The sequence below is a fragment of the Pilosibacter sp. NGB245 genome, from assembly GCF_057397225.1.
The window spans coordinates 2,607,684-2,625,244 of sequence record NZ_CM171584.1; the positions used below are offsets into that span (position 1 = coordinate 2,607,684).

Here is a 17,561-nt window from a genome sequence, read left to right on the forward strand (position 1 = left end):
TCCCTGTTTATGTTTTACCCATGCACCTGATTCTGCTATATTGATCCAGCTTTTACGCTTATCATGAGGCCAAAAGCAATTTCACTGTTTCTGCACACATTTCAGACCGTCTTTATCACAGATTTTCCTTTGGCTGTCACATATTCAGCAGCTGTCTCGACAGCTCCAGAATCTCCTCCGTGTTCCTGCTGTTGAAGATCTCAACTTTTCCGCCGGATTCCCGGTCCGAGAGAAGTCCGCGCTCCTCAAGACGCCTTTTCGTCTGCTTTGCGGTCCCGAATCCGCCGTCGTAAACGAAAACTCCCGGCAGATGTTTCTGGATCACCTCACGGATCAGCGGATAATGCGTACATCCGAGAACGACCGCATCGATCTCTGCTTTGTCGTACGGTGCAAACTGTTTTTCCAGATAAGCATCGAGAACCGGTCCATCGAGCACGCCGCTTTCAATATATTCCACAAGTCCCGGACACGGCATCTTGATGATGTTCGCATCGTCCTCATAAATATGCATCATCGAATTAAATTTCGTCTGTGACAGCGTCATCGGGGTTGCCATGACGACGACTTTGGAATGTTCCTTTGCCTTGACCGCAGGTTTTAACGCCGGTTCGATCCCGATCACCGGGAGAACCTCCTCATATGCGGCTCGAAGTTCTTTGATCGCCACACTTGTCGCTGTATTGCAGGCCACGACGATTGCTTTCGCGCCCCGCTCCAGCAGAAATTCCACATCTTTTTTTGTCAGGTCGATGACCTCCTCCGGCGTTCTTGTTCCGTATGGGGCATTCGCCGAATCTCCATAATAAATAAAATCTTCTCCCGGCATCAGTTTGACCAGCTCTCTTAACACGCTGATCCCGCCAAGTCCGGAATCCAAAACGCCAATCGGGCGATTGTCTGTACTCATTTTTCTGTCACCTCACCGTTTTTCTGTTCTTCTATATCACTCTGCCTGCCAGAGCTTCCGTATCGCTGAATCTCCTGCCGCAATTCTCCCATCGCTTCTTTCAGGGAGTCCGCTCTGTTGGCGCAATATCAACATGGTATTCCCTCATATCTGCGGAGTCTGCTCTTTCAATCCTCTCCACTGTTACTGGATTTTCCATCTTTCATCCATCTTACCACATTTTCCTCCGCTTGACCATCCACAGCCTCCCCACTTTCGCTTTTTGTGCAATTTTTAAGATTTTTGTCAAAATATTTTTCATTTTTGGTTAATCTGTTTTGCAAAATGCTGCTATACTAACGCTGTAACAAAGAGAACAGCAAATGTTCAACCAAACTTAACAAAACCCCCTTTTCAAAGCTGAGGGCTGCTAAGCGAATCCGGCAGAACAAAAGAAGTTGTTTGCCGGCAATCAGATTTTTGGAGGAAAAGATAAATGACTACTTTAAAAGCTGAAAAAAGAAGCATGGATGTTAAGGCAAAGAGATTAAGAAGAGAAGGATTTGTTACAGGCAATGTTTTCGGACATGCCATCGAAGGTTCTATCCCGGTAAAGATGAATGCAATGGATGTTGATCGTCTTTTAAAGACAGAGCATAAAGGCGGCCAGATCAATCTTGATGTCGAAGGTCAGGTTTACGATGTCCTGATCAAGGAAGTTGATTACAATTCCATGACCAGAAAGATCGATGAGATCGATTTCCAGGCACTGGTAAGCGATGAGAAAGTTTCTTCTACTGCTGAGATCGTGATCCTGAACCGTGAAGCCGTTATCGGCGGTGTTCTTCAGGAAGACTTAAGCGAGGTTGCTTATAAGGCATTCCCGTCCGCTCTTGTTGAGACAACGACTCTGGATGCCGCTGGCCTGAAGGTCGGTGATACTGTCCACGTGAAAGATCTCGAGATCGCAAAGAACAAAGACATCGACTTAAAGACTGATCCGGAGGCAGTTGTACTCTCCGTCATCCCGGTTCACAACGTTGTTCCGGCTACTGAAGTGACAACAGCTCCTGGCACAGCAGCTGCAGATGACAAAGAGACCAAGTAATTGCTCTGGGATCGAATAATTTATCAAATAAAATCAAAACTGGCGGTACTGCTCCCCTGTGGGCGGCGCCGCCAGTTTTTTTAGCAGTTTCACAGAAAACTTAAACATTTTTCAAAAAGGGGATCCACCCACTGAGGTGTGATCCCCTTTCTCCTTCTTTATCCTGCTGTCACTTCAACCTTTTTTTCACTGAAAGCTACACCATACTTGTAGATCCCTGTAACGCCGGCGGAAAGCAGTTCTGTATCATATTTCTTGTCTTCAATCTGTTTCAAAGCGGTCTCTGACAGTTTTTTCAGTTTTTCAGCGCTGCAGTTTTTCTCCGCCTTCAGTTCGATCAGAATTCCAGGAAGACCTTTTCGGATCGGTTTTAACTGAATATCGTAACGTCCATCTCCGGATTCTCTATTGGATGTTGCAAAAGCGCCGTTCATCAAAGCACACAATCCCAGCATAAATCCATGATAAAAATTTTCTCCTGCCGTATCAAAAGAGCTCACGGACTGGGTCAACAGCATCTGTATCTGCGTTTTCAGTCTGTGATTGTCTCCAGAGAAAATAGCTTCCTGAATCGCAATCGCCGTAGATTGAGGAATCATGTTCCCAAGCCGCTGAAGAATCTCTTTATTATACACAAGTGCGATCTCACGGTTTGGCAAGGCAACTTCGCACATAATATCTCCACTGAACGACGTCATAGTTTTCAGGACTTTCAGGTATCCGGTCATCAAAAGGAAACTGTAAATGGTCGATGGATTGCTCCTGATCTGCGGATAAATCACTCCTGTATCAATATAGGTGGTGAAAGTTTCCCCATTGATCAGCGAAGTCAGACGACTATAAATCTCCTTATCCGCCTCCGCCAGGATCTCCCCGATAATGTCATTGCTGCCAGTGGATACCCAGTACGGTCTCGGCTCACATTCGCTGCTGAAATAGCTGACTACTGACCATGGATTAAAGATCTCAGTCCTGCCAAACCGGTAGCCATCATACCATTGACAGATCTCATCATATTGGTCTGCAGCTCCATAATATTCCGCCATCTCTCTCACTTCATCTGCTGTAAATCCAAAATAGGAACTGTATTTATTGTCCAGCACCGAGTTGATCGCCAGGTTATTCATCCCACTGAAAATGCTTTCTCTTGCAACCCTTAAAATTCCAGTAAGGAAGCCGAACGAAAGATGTTTATTATCCTTGAAGCCACCTGAAAACAGGTTTCGCATAAACTGAATGACCTTATCATAAAAGCCTTTCATATATCCCTGCTGGATCGGAGTATCATATTCATCGATAATGATAATGGGGGCTATGCCGTAATGGCTGTGAAGCATTGCTGACAGATCCAGAAGTGCAGAAGCCAGTTCCACCTCCCCCGTCTTTCCGGCCGCTAAGTTCGCATAGATCTGTCTGCTATATTCATCGCATTTTTCACTGGTCTGCAGTTCTTTATGGAGTCTGGTTTCTTTAGCAAAAATATCGCGGATAGCCGCAAATGTTTCTTCCCAGGTATTGAATTTTACATCCTTAAACGTGAGAAAGATCACTGGGTATTTTCCTTGATAATCTCTATATTTCTGTCCGCAGGTCCATATTTTTTTGTTGTTGAAGTAGATGGATGTATCCCTGTCGCTCTTTTCAAAATAGGTGCGCAGCATATCCATATTGAGAGTCTTGCCAAAGCGGCGAGGACGGGTAAACAAGGTTACCATTGGACGCTCATCGATAAAATCTTTGATCATCATCGTCTTGTCGATGTAGTAGTATTCCGATGATGCAAGACAATAATCGGAAACTCCGATCGGCAGAGGCAGCTTTGCTGGCCGTTCCGCTTTCCGGTAAACGCCCGTCCTTATCCGCTGATCTGCCGGTTTCTGCGCGTCTTTCGGGATCATCCAGCGTTTTCCCTGCTTTTCTGCTCCATCAATTTTTCCGTTTTTGCACAGAGTTGAAACTCTTCGTTCTGTTATATTCCAGCGTTTTGCCGCTTCTCTGACCGGGATCATTTCCGTCACTTCGCAACACCTCCTAACATCTTTTATAGCTACAGCATACCTTGCAAAAAGAACTTTGTCAATTTTGTTTCGGAACTATGTCATATATATATCACATTGTTCCTGTATTATTCATGTTCTTTCTCCCTTAAAGTTCCTGCAGCTGTGCACGCACACTCCGGAACCTTTCCGGCAATTCCTCTGCCGCCATCTGCTGCGGGACTTCAACGGTTCCTGCCTCTTTTGCGGTCTCATAAAACCAGCATTTATAGTCGAGTGTGTCCAGCGTTTTCTGCAGTTCCCGCATCTGCGCCTTTAAGATCTCGCGCTGACGGTAAAAAAGCTGCAGTCTCTCATTGATCGTCGAATCTCCCTGCGCTACGAGCGCAATGTACTCGCGGATATCCCGGATCGACATCCCGGACTTTTTCAGACAGTCGATGATCCTGAGCCACTCAATATCATCATCCTTGAACATCCGGATTCCACCGGACGTCCGCTCTACAGATGGAAGAAGTCCCTCTTTATCATAATATCGGAGCGTGGATGCCGGAACATGAAGCATCCTCGCCGTTTCTCCTACCGTATATGCCATGTTAATCTTCCTCTCCCGGTTCTTTATAATACTTTTCTATCTCTCAAACACAACCCAATACGTCCCCAGCACCTGCTCACACGGGATCTTTGCCGCATTTTCTGCGGTAAACGCTTCCTTCGGATACACGTTTTTTACATCTGTCGGATAGGCAGGGAGTGTCTTTCCGATGCTGACGCCGTGCGCATCGTTCTCCGTAAACTTCCAACGGAAGCTGCAGTCGCAGAATTCTTTGTTGTTTTCGATCTTTTCAGGCTTTCTCAGGATGATTTCATCTTCAATAAAATAGCAGCCCGCATTGTCCTTCTCCACTCCGTAAGCCATCACATCCTGTTCTACTTTCAAACTCTGCCTCCGTAAGTTTTATCGTTCCTGAACTTCTTTCCCGCTGAGATGTTCGATCTCGATCTCAAAGACCTGTGCCGCTCTTCCCGCCTGCGCGATTTCCTCATCCGCCAGTTTCTCATCCGGGTAATATTTCATTGCAAACCGTTTCAACAGGGCAAGCGTCTCCTCCCCCGTCTCAAGCAGGCGGCATCTGCCGAAGACGACCGTGCTCTGCATATACGGCGCCCATGCTTCCTCCCGGATCGTTTCATTTCCGTAAACCGTAAAGCACACCTTATCCGAAGCCCGCAGCGCATCGACCTTGTGTCCTGCGCGCGCGCCATGGAAATAGATCTTCTGCTCGTTTCTGTCGTAAAAATAGTTGACCGGGATCGCATACGGATAACCGTCATCCCCGTTTACCGCGAGAACACCGCGTCTGCTCTTTTCCAGAAGTGATTCTGCCGCATCAGCCGTAATTGCATTTTTCTTTTTCCGAATTTCCCTGAACATCTCTCTCCTCCATCTCCCGAATAATCTCTTTTTTCCATTTTCAGTCTCATCAGACTTTCCTGTACATATCTGCAAAAAGTCATGATTGTTTCCATAAAACATATTTTCCTCATTTTACCACATTACCGCCCTGACAACAATTATCAAAAAACCCGGATGACAAATTCTGAAATTCCAGTTAATATAGAATTATCGGAACTACTCCCTACTCTCCCAGTTACGGCCCTCTAAAAATCGAAATTGTTCCGCCTCTTCACGATTACTGAAAATCATCCGACTCAAAAAAGGAATTTCTATATGGATCTCAGAATACTCCGCTACTTTCTCACAGTAGCCAAAGAACAAAGCTTCACAAAAGCCGCCGAACAGCTTCATATCACCCAGCCGACTCTCTCCAGGCAGTTAGCCGCGTTCGAGGAAGAGCTCGGCATTTCTCTCTTTAACCGGAACGGGCGGACGATCACCCTGACCGACGAGGGGATTCTCCTAAAGCGCCGCGCTCTCGAAATGCTGGATCTCGAAAAGCGGACTCTGGAGGAGCTGAAAGGGACCGAGGAAGTCATCGACGGCAGCGTCACGATCGGCTGCGGGGAATTCGCAGCCGTCGAGATCCTGGCAGAAATCTGCAAAGTCTGCCGTGAAAAATATCCGCTCGTACAGATCGCGATCCACACCGCCACGGCGGATACGGTCTACGAGATGATGAAAAAAGGTCTCGTGGACATCGGGATGTTCCTGGAACCTGTGGATACGGAAGGTCTCGACTACATCCGGATCCCGGAAAGTGACCACTGGGTCGTCGGGATGCGCCCGGACGATCCGCTCGCCGGGAAAGAATTCATCACAAAGCAGGATCTCCTCGGGAAACCGCTGATCCTCCCGGAGCGCACCGGAGTCCAGAGTGAGATCGCAAACTGGTTCGGAAAAGACTTCGATAAGCTCCAGATCGCATTCACCAGCAATCTCGGAACAAATGCCGGAGTCATGGCCTTTTACGGGCTGGGATACCCGGTATCTGTCGCCGGTGCGGCAAGATACTGGCGGCCTGACCTGCTCGTTCAGCGGAAACTCTTCCCAGAGATCACCTCTAGTACCGTGATCGCATGGCAGAGAAATCTGCCGAACTCCCATGCGGTCAACAAATTTATCGAGATCATCAGTTCCGTGGCCACTCATGATGCAGGAACTTCTCTGATTTCGTTAAATGCCTGCAAGGCATAAATCATGATTTGATATAGGTATTGGACATTCAAAAATCTTAGAACTACAATGGATGCATAAGAAGATCCATATCTTCTTTCTGCATCCTTTTTATTTACGCGAACTTGTTTTCACAGGAGGTAATTCAAATGGCAAAAAAATTAGTCGCATATTTCAGTGCAGGCGGAACAACAAAGAAAATTGCAGAGCAGATCGCAGAAGCAGGAAACGCTGATCTCTGCGAGATCACACCGAAGGTGGCATATACAACAGCAGATTTAAACTGGATGGACAAAAAATCCAGAAGCAGCGTGGAGATGAATGACAAGAAATTCAGACCGGAGATCGTAAAGGCGGATATCGATATGAGCGCTTATGATACCGTGATCCTCGGCTTCCCGATCTGGTGGTATGTCGCTCCGACAATCGTGAACACCTTCCTTGAGTCCTACGACTTTACAGGCAAGAAGATCGTCCTCTTCGCGACATCCGGCGGCAGCGGATTCGGCAACACAGTAAAAGAATTAAAACCGTCCGCACCTGGTGCAGAGATCGTGGAAGGAAAGCTTTTAAACAGAGCTTCCAGACAGGAGATCGCTGATTGGGTAAAATCCTTATAATAAAGCAGAAACCGGCTGCAGACTGACATGATCCAGGATCATGCAGCCTGCAGTCGATCTGGAAATGGAGAAAAAACATGGCAAAAATTGTACAGACAGCAGGAAGAAACGCGCTGGGCGAATTTGCTCCCCAGTTCGCGCATTTTAATGACGATGTCCTCTTCGGAGAAAACTGGAACAACCAGGACATCGATGTAAAGACTAGAAGTATCATCACCGTTGTGGCACTCATGTCCTCCGGGATCACGGATTCTTCCCTCGTGTTCCACTTAAAGAATGCAAAAGCACACGGCGTCACCCAGAAAGAGATCGCTGCGATCATCACCCATGTGGCATTCTACGTCGGCTGGCCGAAGGGCTGGGCCGTCTTCAACCTTGCAAAAGAAGTATGGCAGATGAATGAAGGCGATCTTCCTTACAAGGACGAGGCCATGAGAGCCCATGCAAAGTCCATGATCTTCCCGATCGGCGCCCCGAATGACGCCTTCGCAAAATACTTCGTCGGTCAGAGCTATCTCGCACCGGTATCCACCAAACAGGTCGGTGTGTTCAATGTGACCTTCGAACCCGGCTGCCGCAACAACTGGCATATCCACCACGCAAAGAGCGGCGGCGGACAGATCCTTGTATGCGTGGCCGGACGCGGCTACTATCAGGAGGAAGGCAAAGAAGCCATCGAGATGAAGCCGGGCGACTGCATCAATATTCCGGCGGAAGTCAAACACTGGCACGGTGCCGCTCCGGATTCCTGGTTCTCCCATCTCGCCATCGAAGTTCCGGGCGAAGAGAACTCCAACGAATGGTGTGAGACCGTTTCTGATGAGGAGTACGGGAAACTGAAATAGGATGATCCCGCACTTTGCCGCATACAAGCGCTCACACTGCAAAGCGCCTGTTTGACAATCCGCTCTTTTTTCTCTATGATTTACACGCAGACAGTGTCTCCTGTTTTTGGAAACTCTGCAAAAATCTGACAGAAAAAGGACGTACAGTATGTTCGAAAAACTAAAATATTTCTCCACGATCTTCTTCGGTACTTTCATCATCGCCGTGGGAGTCTATTTTTTCATGAATCCGAACCACATTATCAGCGGGAGCATCACCGGACTCGCAGTAGTCCTCGTAAATTTCATTCCGCTGTCGCTCTCCGTCATGACTCTGATCTTAAACATCATCTGCATCATCCTGGCGTTTCTCTTTATCGATAAGACTTTCGGGACAAAGATCATCTTTATCTCCATCCTGCTCCCGGTACTTCTCTTCGTATTTGAAACCGCCTTCCCGGATCCGGGATCTCCGACGGGGAACATCGCCCTGGATGTAGTTGGTATGATCGTTGTGATCTGTTTCGGACAGGCGATCCTCTTCAACGCCAACGCGGCATCCGGCGGTCTCGATATTATCGCGAAGATCATGAACAAATATCTCCATCTGGATCTCGGACAGGCGATCATCATCGCCGGCATGGTGACGGTCGCGAGCTCCTATTTCGCCTACGATCTTCAGACCGTGATCATCGGTGCTCTGGCGACCTACTTCAGCGGTCTCGTGCTGGACTACTTTATCGATGAGTTCACCGGAAAGATCCGGGTGTGCGTGATCTCCGAACACAACGATGAATTCCGCCGCTATGTGATCGAGAATCTCCAGCGCGGCATCACTGTCTACACGGCCACCGGCGGCTACAGCGATGCCCAGAAGAGCGAGATCCTGGCGATCCTCACAAAGAAGGAATATGGTCAGTTTATGGACTATGTCCAGTCGAAAGATCCTAACGCGTTTGTCACGATCTCCAACGTAAAGCGCGTTGTCGGAAGCTGGAATACGCCGAAGAGACGGACGTACTTCTAAAAAAACCAATATTTCCCTTATTATCACGACAGTCGCCAAGTTCTCGCGCAAGCGCAGACTTTGGCTCGTTGTTCGCGTAAATCAAACAGGTCCGCACCGGTGATCTTCACCTGCGGACCTGTTTTTTATCAATCTGGATTTGTACGAAATCTTTCTATATAAAATTCCCGTCTTCAGCTTCCCGTTTAATTCAGGAAATTCTCGATGATCACGTTCTCCGCTTCTTCCTCGGTAAGTCCCAGAGTCCGGAGCTTTAATAACTGCTCATCGTTGATCCTTCCGATCGCCGCCTCATGGATGATTGCCGCGTTGAGATCACGCGCGCGGATCTCCGGGATCGAGCCGATCTCCGCATGGTCCATGATGATCGAGTCACACTGGATATGCGCCTGGCACTTGTTGTTGCCGACCGCCTTCGGGTGGAACGTCTGGACGGAATTTCCCTTTCCGACGGATCTGGAGATGATCTGTGCGGAGCTCTCCTCCCCGTTTAAGCGGACCTCGATGTTGGACTCCGCCGTCTGCTCTCCCTCGGTCATCAGGCGTTCAGTCACATACAGTCTGGAGTTTTTCTCCATCTCGACAAGCGTCTCGCGGACTGTGGAGTCAACGCCCTTGATCTGCGCCGTATCCAGCGTAAATACGGAGTTTTCTCCCACATAGATATTCGTCACCGGATTCAGCACACGACCGCCGGTCCCGTTTCCCTCTCCGTAATGCTTTTCCTGATAACAGACATTCGCGTTCTTTCCGACATGGAAGGTATGGATCCCGTCATGACGGCTCTCATTGCAGCCGCTATTGTGGATCCCGCATCCCGCAACGATCGTCACGTCCGCGCCATCTGCGATGTAAAAATCATTATATACAAGATCCGTCATGCCGGAAACGCTGACAACGACCGGAATATAGACCTTCTCGCCCTTTGTCTCGCCGTCGATATAGATATCGATCCCCGGCTTGTCCGTCTTCTTTTTGATCTTGATGTGCTCACTGTCCCCGTGGCAGATGGAAGTTCCGTTCTGACGCAGGTTGAAAGCGCCTTTCTGGGAAAATCCATTGTCATTGATGACTTTCAATACTTCTTCTACTACATGATCCAGCTCTACCATTACGCTCTCACCCCCGCTTTTCCTGCACATGTATGACATTTATCGAGACCGTTCAGGCACGGAAGGACATCTTCTCTGAGACCTTCCGCCTTGATCTTTCCATCATCGATCACCATGATCCGGTCCGCCATGCTGATGATCTTCTCCTGGTGGGAGATCACGATCAGACTCTGTTTTTTCTCTTTGTGGATCTCCTCGAATTTATGGATCAGCATGGAAAAGCTCCAGAGGTCGATCCCGGCTTCCGGCTCATCAAAAATACATAAGGTATGTTCCTTCGCAAGAACTGTCGCGATCTCGATCCGTTTCATCTCGCCGCCGGAGAGCGTTCCATCGATCTGGCGGTTTAAATATTCCTCCGCGCAGAGTCCGACATCCGATAATAACTTACAGCACTCGACGTCTGACATTTCTCTTCCTGCTGCCAGTGCGAGAAGTCTCTGCACCGTCATTCCCTTAAATCTCGGCGGCTGCTGGAACGCGTAGCCGATCCCGGCATTCGCACGGTGGTTGATATCGTAATCCGTGATATCCTCCCCGTTTAAAAAGATCTTTCCGCTCTCCGCCTTCTCGATCCCGATCAGGACCTTCGCCAGCGTAGACTTACCGCCGCCGTTCGGTCCCGTGATCACCAGCATTTCTCCATCGTCCACCTGGAAAGAAATATGATCCAGGAGACATTTTTTCGTCCCGTTATCCTCCACATGGAGGACTAAATTTTCTGCTTTTAACACAATTTCACCTCTCTGTATCTATGCCCCCGTACTCTGACAATCTCTCATTTTTCTCCAGTCACGAATACCGCTGAGTTTTGTTAAATTCTATTTTCCGGTAGGTATGAGTGTATTATAGCGCAAAATTATCAATTTCGCCATCAAATTATAGGATTCTCCGGATGTTCCTCTTTTTATACATGTTCTGTTTCACGGAATTTTTTCATTCCAGATTCCAAAATTTGTTATCCCGACCTTCCTCTGATATTTGCCACATCCGCTGTCATTCCATGTGCTGAAACTATGACAGGCGGCCTCTCTATTCCATTTTCACCCTCTCCCGCAGATCAAATTGCTTTTTCGCATGTTCTATGATAGACTGTCTCTTACACGCACAAATGTATTTGTGAAAAAAACACGAGGAGACTATATTATGAATCATAAACGCAGTTCGTTCTCCGGAAAACTCGGTTTCGTCTTATCGGCGGCGGGCGCATCCGTGGGACTGGGAAACATCTGGCGTTTCCCGTATCTCGCCGCGAAATACGGAGGCGGGATCTTCTTACTGATCTATATCATCCTGGCGCTGACCTTCGGCTACACGATGATCATGGCGGAGACCTCCTTAGGGCGCATGACGAAAAAAAGCCCGGTCGGAGCCTACGAATCCTTTGGAAAGTCAAAACTCCTGTCCGCCGGCGGCTGGATCAACGCCGTGATCCCGATCCTGATCGTGCCGTACTATTCCGTGATCGGCGGCTGGGTCATCAAATACCTGTTTGAGTATCTTCTGGGACACGGACAGGCACTCGCGGCTGACGACTATTTCTCCGGCTTTATCTCCAACGGATTTTCCGCGGAGATCTGCTTCCTGATCTTCACCATGTTCACAGTTGTGATCATCTACATGGGTGTCCGGAACGGGATCGAGCGAGTCTCAAAATTTATGATGCCGATCCTCGTGATCCTCTCCGTGATCATCGCGGTCTACTCCGTGACAAGACCGGGCGCGATGGCAGGCGTGAAATATTTCCTGGTTCCAAACCTCGAAAACTTCTCCTGGATGACCGTCGTCTCCGCGATGGGGCAGATGTTCTACTCCCTGTCGATCGCGATGGGAATCCTCGTCACGTTCGGCTCCTATATGAAAAAGGACACCTCGATCGAGGATTCGACGAAAAATGTTGAGATCTTTGACACTGCGATCGCGATCATGGCCGGACTCATGATCATTCCGGCCGTCTTTGCCTTCTCCGGCGGCGACCCGGATACTCTCCAGGCTGGACCTTCCCTCATGTTCATCACACTTCCGAAGGTATTTGCGGGCATGGGATTCGGAACAGGCACAGGGATCCTGTTCTTTCTCCTCGTCCTGTTTGCGGCGGTCACAAGCTCCATCGCCCTGACCGAGAGCGCCGTATCCACCTTCGAGGATGAGCTGCACTGGAGCCGGAAAAAAGCGACCGTCTTTATGACCGTTGTCATGATCTTTCTCGGAACACTCTCCTGCCTCGGATATGGTCCGCTGGCGGACATTACCGTGATCGGAATGCAGTTCCTTGATTTCTTCGATTTTCTGACCAACTCCGTCATGATGCCGATCGCGGCGATCGCGACCTGCCTGCTCGTATCGAGAGTCATCGGTGTGGAAAAAATCGAGAACGAAGTTACCGAGGGCGGCCACCCGTTCAAGCGGAAAGCCATCTTCCAGTTCATGATCAAATACCTCTGCCCGATCTTTGCCGCGATCATTCTTGTGAGCTCCGTGGCGAATGCGTTTGGGTGGATCTCGATGTAACCGTAAAAAGAAAGAGCCGTGCCATTCTCGTCGGATGACATGACTCTTTCTTTTTCTATATTTTTCTGACATTCCGCGAAATTCTTTTTCCGTGAATTTTTTGCGAAACTGCATTTCATCGCCTTCCAATGAATTTCCTGAACATGATGTACAGATTTCCGGACTATCCGTTTTCCCTACTCTTCCGGCTCCTTACATACATCCACCCAGCCTTTCGCACCGGCGACTTTCTCCAGCTCCGGGATCGTGAGTTTTACCGCGCTGTGGTCGTTTCCGGCTGCCGGGTAAACGGTCGTAAACTGCTTTAAGCTCTCGTCCAGATACACCGCGATCCCGTCATTGATCCCGAACGGGCACACGCCGCCCGGCGCATGGCCGATCTTTTCTTCCACTTCATCAAACGGGATCATCTTCGCCTTTACATGAAAGGTTTCTTTGTATTTATGGTTATCAATCTTTGCGGTTCCTTCCGTCAGGATCAGGACCGGCGCGTCTCCCTGTAAAAATGACATCGTCTTCGCGATCATTCCCGGTTCTACGCCAAGCGCCTCCGCCGCCTCTGCGACCGTTGCTGTCGAATCTGCAAGTTCGATCACATGATCCAGAAAACCTTTTTTATCAAGATCTGCTTTTGCTTTTTCTAATGACATGATGTGTTTCCTCCTTTGCAAGCTGTCCCTATTCTACCACGTTTCACCGAAAATGGTGAAAAAAAACTGCCGTCGATGGCAGCATATGATCTGTCACCAACAGCAGTCTTTCTTACATACACATCGATCAGATATCAAACACCCCGAGCATCACGATCCCGACCACAACCAGTGCGATCATCGCATAGTGTTTCCAGGAAAGCTTCTCTTTCAGGAAGATCCGGCTCCATACGACTGACGCGACGCAATATGCGGAGATGATCGGCGCGGAGATCGCTGCGTGGACCGTGTCGGAGAGTGCGAAGATATACGCGAACTGACCGGCTGTCTCGCAGAGAGCTCCGAGATATTTCGGACCTTCCTGGGCAGCTGTGAACTTCTGTTTCTTAATGAAACCGACGTAGATGATGCAGCAGAAAGCCGCAAACAGGAATGTCAGCTCGTAGGCGCTGTTTGCCGCGGACGCAGCGTAGGAAGAGCATTCCTCTGCCGTTGCGAACATTCCGGCCGCCTCCGCCTCTCCTGCGAGCTTGTCGAGCACCATGGTGTCCGCGAAGGTACCGGCCGCATCGAGCAGACAGTACGCCACCGGCAGAAACAGCGCCAGCCAGGACTTCGCATACTTATAATTGGACGCAGCCTGGCGCTCCCGGCGCAGTTCATCATCTTCCCTCGACTCAACAATACCAAGCCCGATCACGCCGATGCACACGAGAGCCACCGCTCCGATCACCGCAAGACGCATGTTCCCCTCGATCGCATCGTCCAGGGTACCCGTTAAGAAGCAGAGCACCGCAACGAGAGCGCCTGAGGAGTTGCAGATCGGTGAGGAGATCGAAAGCTCAATGTACCTCAGACCGATGTAACCAAGCGTCATAGACGAGATATAGAGCAGGGATACCGGCAGATACACCATGGCGATATGCCATGTTACCACCGTACCTCCTACAAAGATCGTATAAAGTGCATGTACTCCCATCACAATTCCGACGGCAATAACCATCTTTAAGTGGGCGTACTTATCATTTCCGCGGCAACCGATCTTTGAAAACAGATCCGAGCCACTCCAGCACAACAGTGCTGTCAGTGCAAGCCAAAACCACATATGCTTTTTCTTCCCTCTTTTCGTATTTGCCCGAAATGGACCTGCTTATTATATATCCGATTCCCGGTTCGCGCAAGGGAATTACCTGAGAGGTTTTGTCAACACTTAACACCCAAATAACTTCGCAGTCTTCTCCATCCGCTCCGCGATCGGAACTCCGAACGGACAGCGGGATTCGCAGGCATGACAGCCGATGCACTCAGATGCCTTATGGTCCAGGAGTTCATAGTGGGACTGGATCGTCGCCGGGACCTCCGGCTGCATGGTCGCCAGATCATAAAATTTGTTGATCATGGCAATGTCCAGATTTGCGACACACGGCTTGCAGTGTCCGCAGTAGGTGCACTCCCCGCGGTAGGAGTGAAACGGCGCGTTCGCAAGCACGGACGCATAGTCTTTCTCTTCCTCAGAAGCCGTCTCGTATCCTGCTGCCGCATCCACCTGTTCCTTCGTGTCATACCCGCACATGATGGAACAGACACCCGGTCTTGTGAGCGCATAGTGAACACACTGCACCGGAGTCAGACAGACGCCGAACGGGGAACGTTTCGCATCGAAGAGTCTTCCGCCCGCAAATCCTTTCATGACCGTGATCCCTACATCGTGCTCCTCACATGTCTTGTAGAGTTTTGCACGGTCCGGATCTGTCCCTTTCAGCCCTGCATCAAACTCATCCGCGAACATTGTGTCGATATTTTCACTCGCCGGCAGCATGTCAAACGCCGGATTGATGCTGAAGAGAATCATCTCCACATAGCCGGATTCCGCCGCTTTCATCGCAACCTTCGGGTTGTGGGAGCTCATTCCGATATGGCGGATGATGCCTTTTTCCTTTAATTCCATCACATAGTCCAGGTAGTCAGAATGCTGGATCTTCTCCCATTCTTCCTCAGAGTCCACGTAGTGGATCATGCCGAGATCGATGTAATCGGTCTGCAGTCTCTTTAAAAGGTCCTCAAAAGCCGGGCGAACGTATTTCATGTCTCTCGTGCGGAAATACTGGTTGTCCTTCCAGGTTGATCCGATATGTCCCTGAATGAACCACTGGCTGCGGTTCTCTTTAATCCCTTCACCGATGATATTTCTTGATTTCGGGTCCGCCATCCAGCAGTCCAGGATGTTGATCCCCTTTTTCGATGCATATTTGATCAGCTCGATGCTCTCTTCCTCCGGATGGCGCTCAAGCCACTCGCCGCCAAAGCCGATCTCGCTCACCATCAGACCTGTTTTCCCCAATCTCCTTGTTCTCATCTGTCTCTCTCCTTTTTCATATCCCATAATTTTTTTCTGACTCATTTCCTTCGTTTTCACATTCCTGTCCGGCAAAATTTCCTGCAATAACGCAGTGGGATTTGCAGATATTCCCCCACAGGATCTTACCTGCATCCTTGTATGGCGAGTTTTATTGAAACGCCCCCGGCCCATCGCTCTCCGACACGAATCTGGCGAGTTTTACGGCTCCGTTTCCTTTTTTGTCGACCGCATAAAAGGTATAAGTTCCTTTTTCCGTGATCTGAAATGCCGCGGTATCTTTGTCATTCACCGTAAACGGCGTTCCTTCCACCGTCCCGTTCGCAAATTCCTCCGCCGTGTGCTCTCCCTTTGCATAGAGAAGTTTGTCGAGATCCCCATCGATGTCGATAACGCGCACGGTCAGATAATTTCCTCCATTCCTGCTCGAGGTCTGCATCTCGATATGAGGTGCCGTCCCATTTTCCGGTCTCGTTCCGCCGTTCTGGAATCCCTTTCTTGAGAGCGTGCTGATATCGTAGGATAATGCCGCTCCGACATTCAGCATTCCGCCGGAAACCGTCACGTCTTTCAGGCTCTCCATCGGCGTCACCGTGGACATCAGGATCTCCTTCACGTCTGCGACTCCGATCCCGTCAAAATAGGAATAGACCATCGCCGCTGCACCGGATACCATCGGCGCCGCCATGGAAGTACCGCTCATGTAACCATATGTATTTCCCGGCGTTGTGCTCAGGATATAGCTTCCCGGAGCCGCGAGATCCACCGTTTTCTTTCCATAGTTCGAACTTGCGGAGAGCGTTCCGTCGATACTTAGATTCGCGACAGAAATGATATTGTCGAGATCATAAGCCGCCGGATAAAACGGGATCGCATCCGTGTCAACTCCCTTTCCGGTCTTCGGATTTCCGTTTCCTGTCGCCACAACAAAGAGCATACTGGAATTCTTCATCGCCTCATACAGCGCCTTGTCATCCACCGTCGATGTCAGGCTCAGGTTGCAGATCACGGCTCCATTGTCCTCCGCATACCTGATCGCCTTGATGACTGCTGCCGTGCTCCCTCCGCCGTCCGTGCCTCCTAGTGCCTTCAGCGCCATCACGCGCACCCGGTTTCCGGGAACGATCCCGGCAATTCCGATCCCGTTTCCCGTCCCGGCACTGATCGTCCCGGCTCCGTGGGTCCCGTGGCTGTCCTCTTCCCCGGTGAAGATCTGGTTGTTGTTATTATAAAAATTCCATCCGTAGACATCGTCCACATATCCGTTCCCATCGTCATCGATCCCATTTCCCGGGATCTCATCCGTGTTCACCCACAGGGTATCCTTCAGATCTTCATGCGTGTAGTCGATGCCCGTATCGATCATCGCGACGATCGTATCATGATTTCCGTTTCCGTACGTCTTCCATGCCTGCTCCAGGTTGATATCCACGCCGGATACCGCCTGGCGCTTTTTCACCTCCACAAGAGTTCCCAGAAGCTCCGCATTCTCCGTCGGCTGTCCGAACGGATCCGAATACACCGGATACTTCCTCATCTCCTCCGCTGCAAAGGAACCGTCATTGAAAAAAGCCCACTGTTCCAAGGCGGACGGGTCATTCGTCTGAATCTTTTCCGAGGCGAAAGCCATAAGCGGCTGCCCCGATGAGGCGAGCAGGGCTGTCGCCAGGATTCCCGCCGCGATTTTAGAAATTTCTCTTTTCTTTTTCAAATATTTCTGCTGCATATCCACTCTCTTTTCTGGTCACAGTACACAGACACTCCATGCCCGCACACTGTAACAGGATCTTGCCGTTGCTTCGCTTCCCATTCCGGCTCAGCAACATCCGCGG

The 17,561-nt window shown here is 49.7% G+C and carries 17 protein-coding genes; 6 read left to right on the forward strand and 11 right to left on the reverse strand.

Going from position 1 to position 17,561, the window contains the following annotated elements; translation table 11 throughout:
• Positions 1–136 precede the first annotated feature (136 nt).
• Positions 137–910, reverse strand: a complete 774-nt coding sequence (gene murI, locus ACXMYH_RS11725; protein ID WP_118530641.1) for a glutamate racemase — start codon at positions 908–910, stop codon at positions 137–139.
• A gap of 475 nt (positions 911–1,385) precedes the next feature.
• On the opposite strand from murI, the gene ACXMYH_RS11730 reads away from it, so the two are divergent.
• A complete protein-coding gene (locus ACXMYH_RS11730) occupies positions 1,386–1,997 on the forward strand; it encodes a 50S ribosomal protein L25 (protein WP_329751649.1) in 612 nt (203 codons plus the stop codon).
• 158 nt (positions 1,998–2,155) lie between these two features.
• Here ACXMYH_RS11730 and ACXMYH_RS11735 read toward each other — a convergent pair whose 3' ends face one another.
• From ACXMYH_RS11735 to ACXMYH_RS11750, 4 genes are all read right to left on the reverse strand, one after another.
• Complete coding sequence (locus ACXMYH_RS11735) at positions 2,156–4,006, reverse strand: AAA family ATPase (protein WP_486555861.1); 1,851 nt, start codon at positions 4,004–4,006, stop codon at positions 2,156–2,158.
• A 136-nt stretch (positions 4,007–4,142) separates the two neighbouring features.
• Entirely contained in the window at positions 4,143–4,589 is a 447-nt protein-coding gene (locus ACXMYH_RS11740) for a MerR family transcriptional regulator (protein WP_329751646.1), read from the reverse strand.
• Positions 4,590–4,625: 36 nt separating this feature from the next.
• Positions 4,626–4,934 carry a hypothetical protein gene (locus ACXMYH_RS11745; protein ID WP_215703289.1) on the reverse strand — a complete coding sequence of 103 codons (309 nt, stop codon included), beginning with the start codon at positions 4,932–4,934 and terminating at the stop codon, positions 4,626–4,628.
• Positions 4,935–4,952: 18 nt separating this feature from the next.
• Positions 4,953–5,429, reverse strand: coding sequence for a pyridoxamine 5'-phosphate oxidase family protein (locus tag ACXMYH_RS11750; RefSeq protein WP_118530832.1), 477 nt, complete (start codon positions 5,427–5,429; stop codon positions 4,953–4,955).
• Between the two features lie 297 nt (positions 5,430–5,726).
• On the opposite strand from ACXMYH_RS11750, the gene ACXMYH_RS11755 reads away from it, so the two are divergent.
• From ACXMYH_RS11755 to ACXMYH_RS11770, 4 genes are all read left to right on the forward strand, one after another.
• On the forward strand, positions 5,727–6,650 hold the full coding sequence (locus ACXMYH_RS11755) for a LysR family transcriptional regulator (protein ID WP_215703288.1): 924 nt from the start codon (positions 5,727–5,729) through the stop codon (positions 6,648–6,650).
• A 128-nt stretch (positions 6,651–6,778) separates the two neighbouring features.
• Positions 6,779–7,249 carry a flavodoxin gene (locus ACXMYH_RS11760; protein WP_118530631.1) on the forward strand — a complete coding sequence of 157 codons (471 nt, stop codon included), beginning with the start codon at positions 6,779–6,781 and terminating at the stop codon, positions 7,247–7,249.
• 77 nt (positions 7,250–7,326) lie between these two features.
• Entirely contained in the window at positions 7,327–8,094 is a 768-nt protein-coding gene (locus tag ACXMYH_RS11765) for a carboxymuconolactone decarboxylase family protein (protein WP_215703287.1), read from the forward strand.
• Positions 8,095–8,242: 148 nt separating this feature from the next.
• A complete protein-coding gene (locus ACXMYH_RS11770; RefSeq protein ID WP_142412160.1) occupies positions 8,243–9,100 on the forward strand; it encodes a YitT family protein in 858 nt (285 codons plus the stop codon).
• Between the two features lie 185 nt (positions 9,101–9,285).
• On the opposite strand, the gene ACXMYH_RS11775 is transcribed toward ACXMYH_RS11770, so the two are convergent.
• Complete coding sequence (locus ACXMYH_RS11775; RefSeq protein ID WP_486463523.1) at positions 9,286–10,203, reverse strand: SufB/SufD family protein; 918 nt, start codon at positions 10,201–10,203, stop codon at positions 9,286–9,288.
• A gap of 8 nt (positions 10,204–10,211) precedes the next feature.
• A complete protein-coding gene (locus ACXMYH_RS11780) occupies positions 10,212–10,946 on the reverse strand; it encodes an ABC transporter ATP-binding protein (RefSeq protein WP_118321263.1) in 735 nt (244 codons plus the stop codon).
• Positions 10,947–11,358: 412 nt separating this feature from the next.
• Between ACXMYH_RS11780 and ACXMYH_RS11785 the strand changes: the two genes are divergently transcribed.
• A complete protein-coding gene (locus tag ACXMYH_RS11785; protein WP_118530625.1) occupies positions 11,359–12,723 on the forward strand; it encodes a sodium-dependent transporter in 1,365 nt (454 codons plus the stop codon).
• Positions 12,724–12,899: 176 nt separating this feature from the next.
• Here ACXMYH_RS11785 and ACXMYH_RS11790 read toward each other — a convergent pair whose 3' ends face one another.
• From ACXMYH_RS11790 to ACXMYH_RS11805, 4 genes are all read right to left on the reverse strand, one after another.
• The gene (locus ACXMYH_RS11790) at positions 12,900–13,373 is read right to left on the reverse strand and encodes a YbaK/EbsC family protein (RefSeq protein ID WP_329751643.1); all 474 of its coding nucleotides are present in this window, start codon (positions 13,371–13,373) and stop codon (positions 12,900–12,902) included.
• Between the two features lie 127 nt (positions 13,374–13,500).
• Positions 13,501–14,478: an EamA family transporter gene (locus tag ACXMYH_RS11795; RefSeq protein WP_118530621.1), complete on the reverse strand. Its 978-nt coding sequence runs from the start codon at positions 14,476–14,478 to the stop codon at positions 13,501–13,503.
• 105 nt (positions 14,479–14,583) lie between these two features.
• Positions 14,584–15,729, reverse strand: a complete 1,146-nt coding sequence (locus tag ACXMYH_RS11800) for an aldo/keto reductase (RefSeq protein ID WP_486554947.1) — start codon at positions 15,727–15,729, stop codon at positions 14,584–14,586.
• Between the two features lie 151 nt (positions 15,730–15,880).
• Positions 15,881–17,455: a S8 family peptidase gene (locus tag ACXMYH_RS11805; RefSeq protein WP_486554948.1), complete on the reverse strand. Its 1,575-nt coding sequence runs from the start codon at positions 17,453–17,455 to the stop codon at positions 15,881–15,883.
• Positions 17,456–17,561 lie beyond the last annotated feature (106 nt).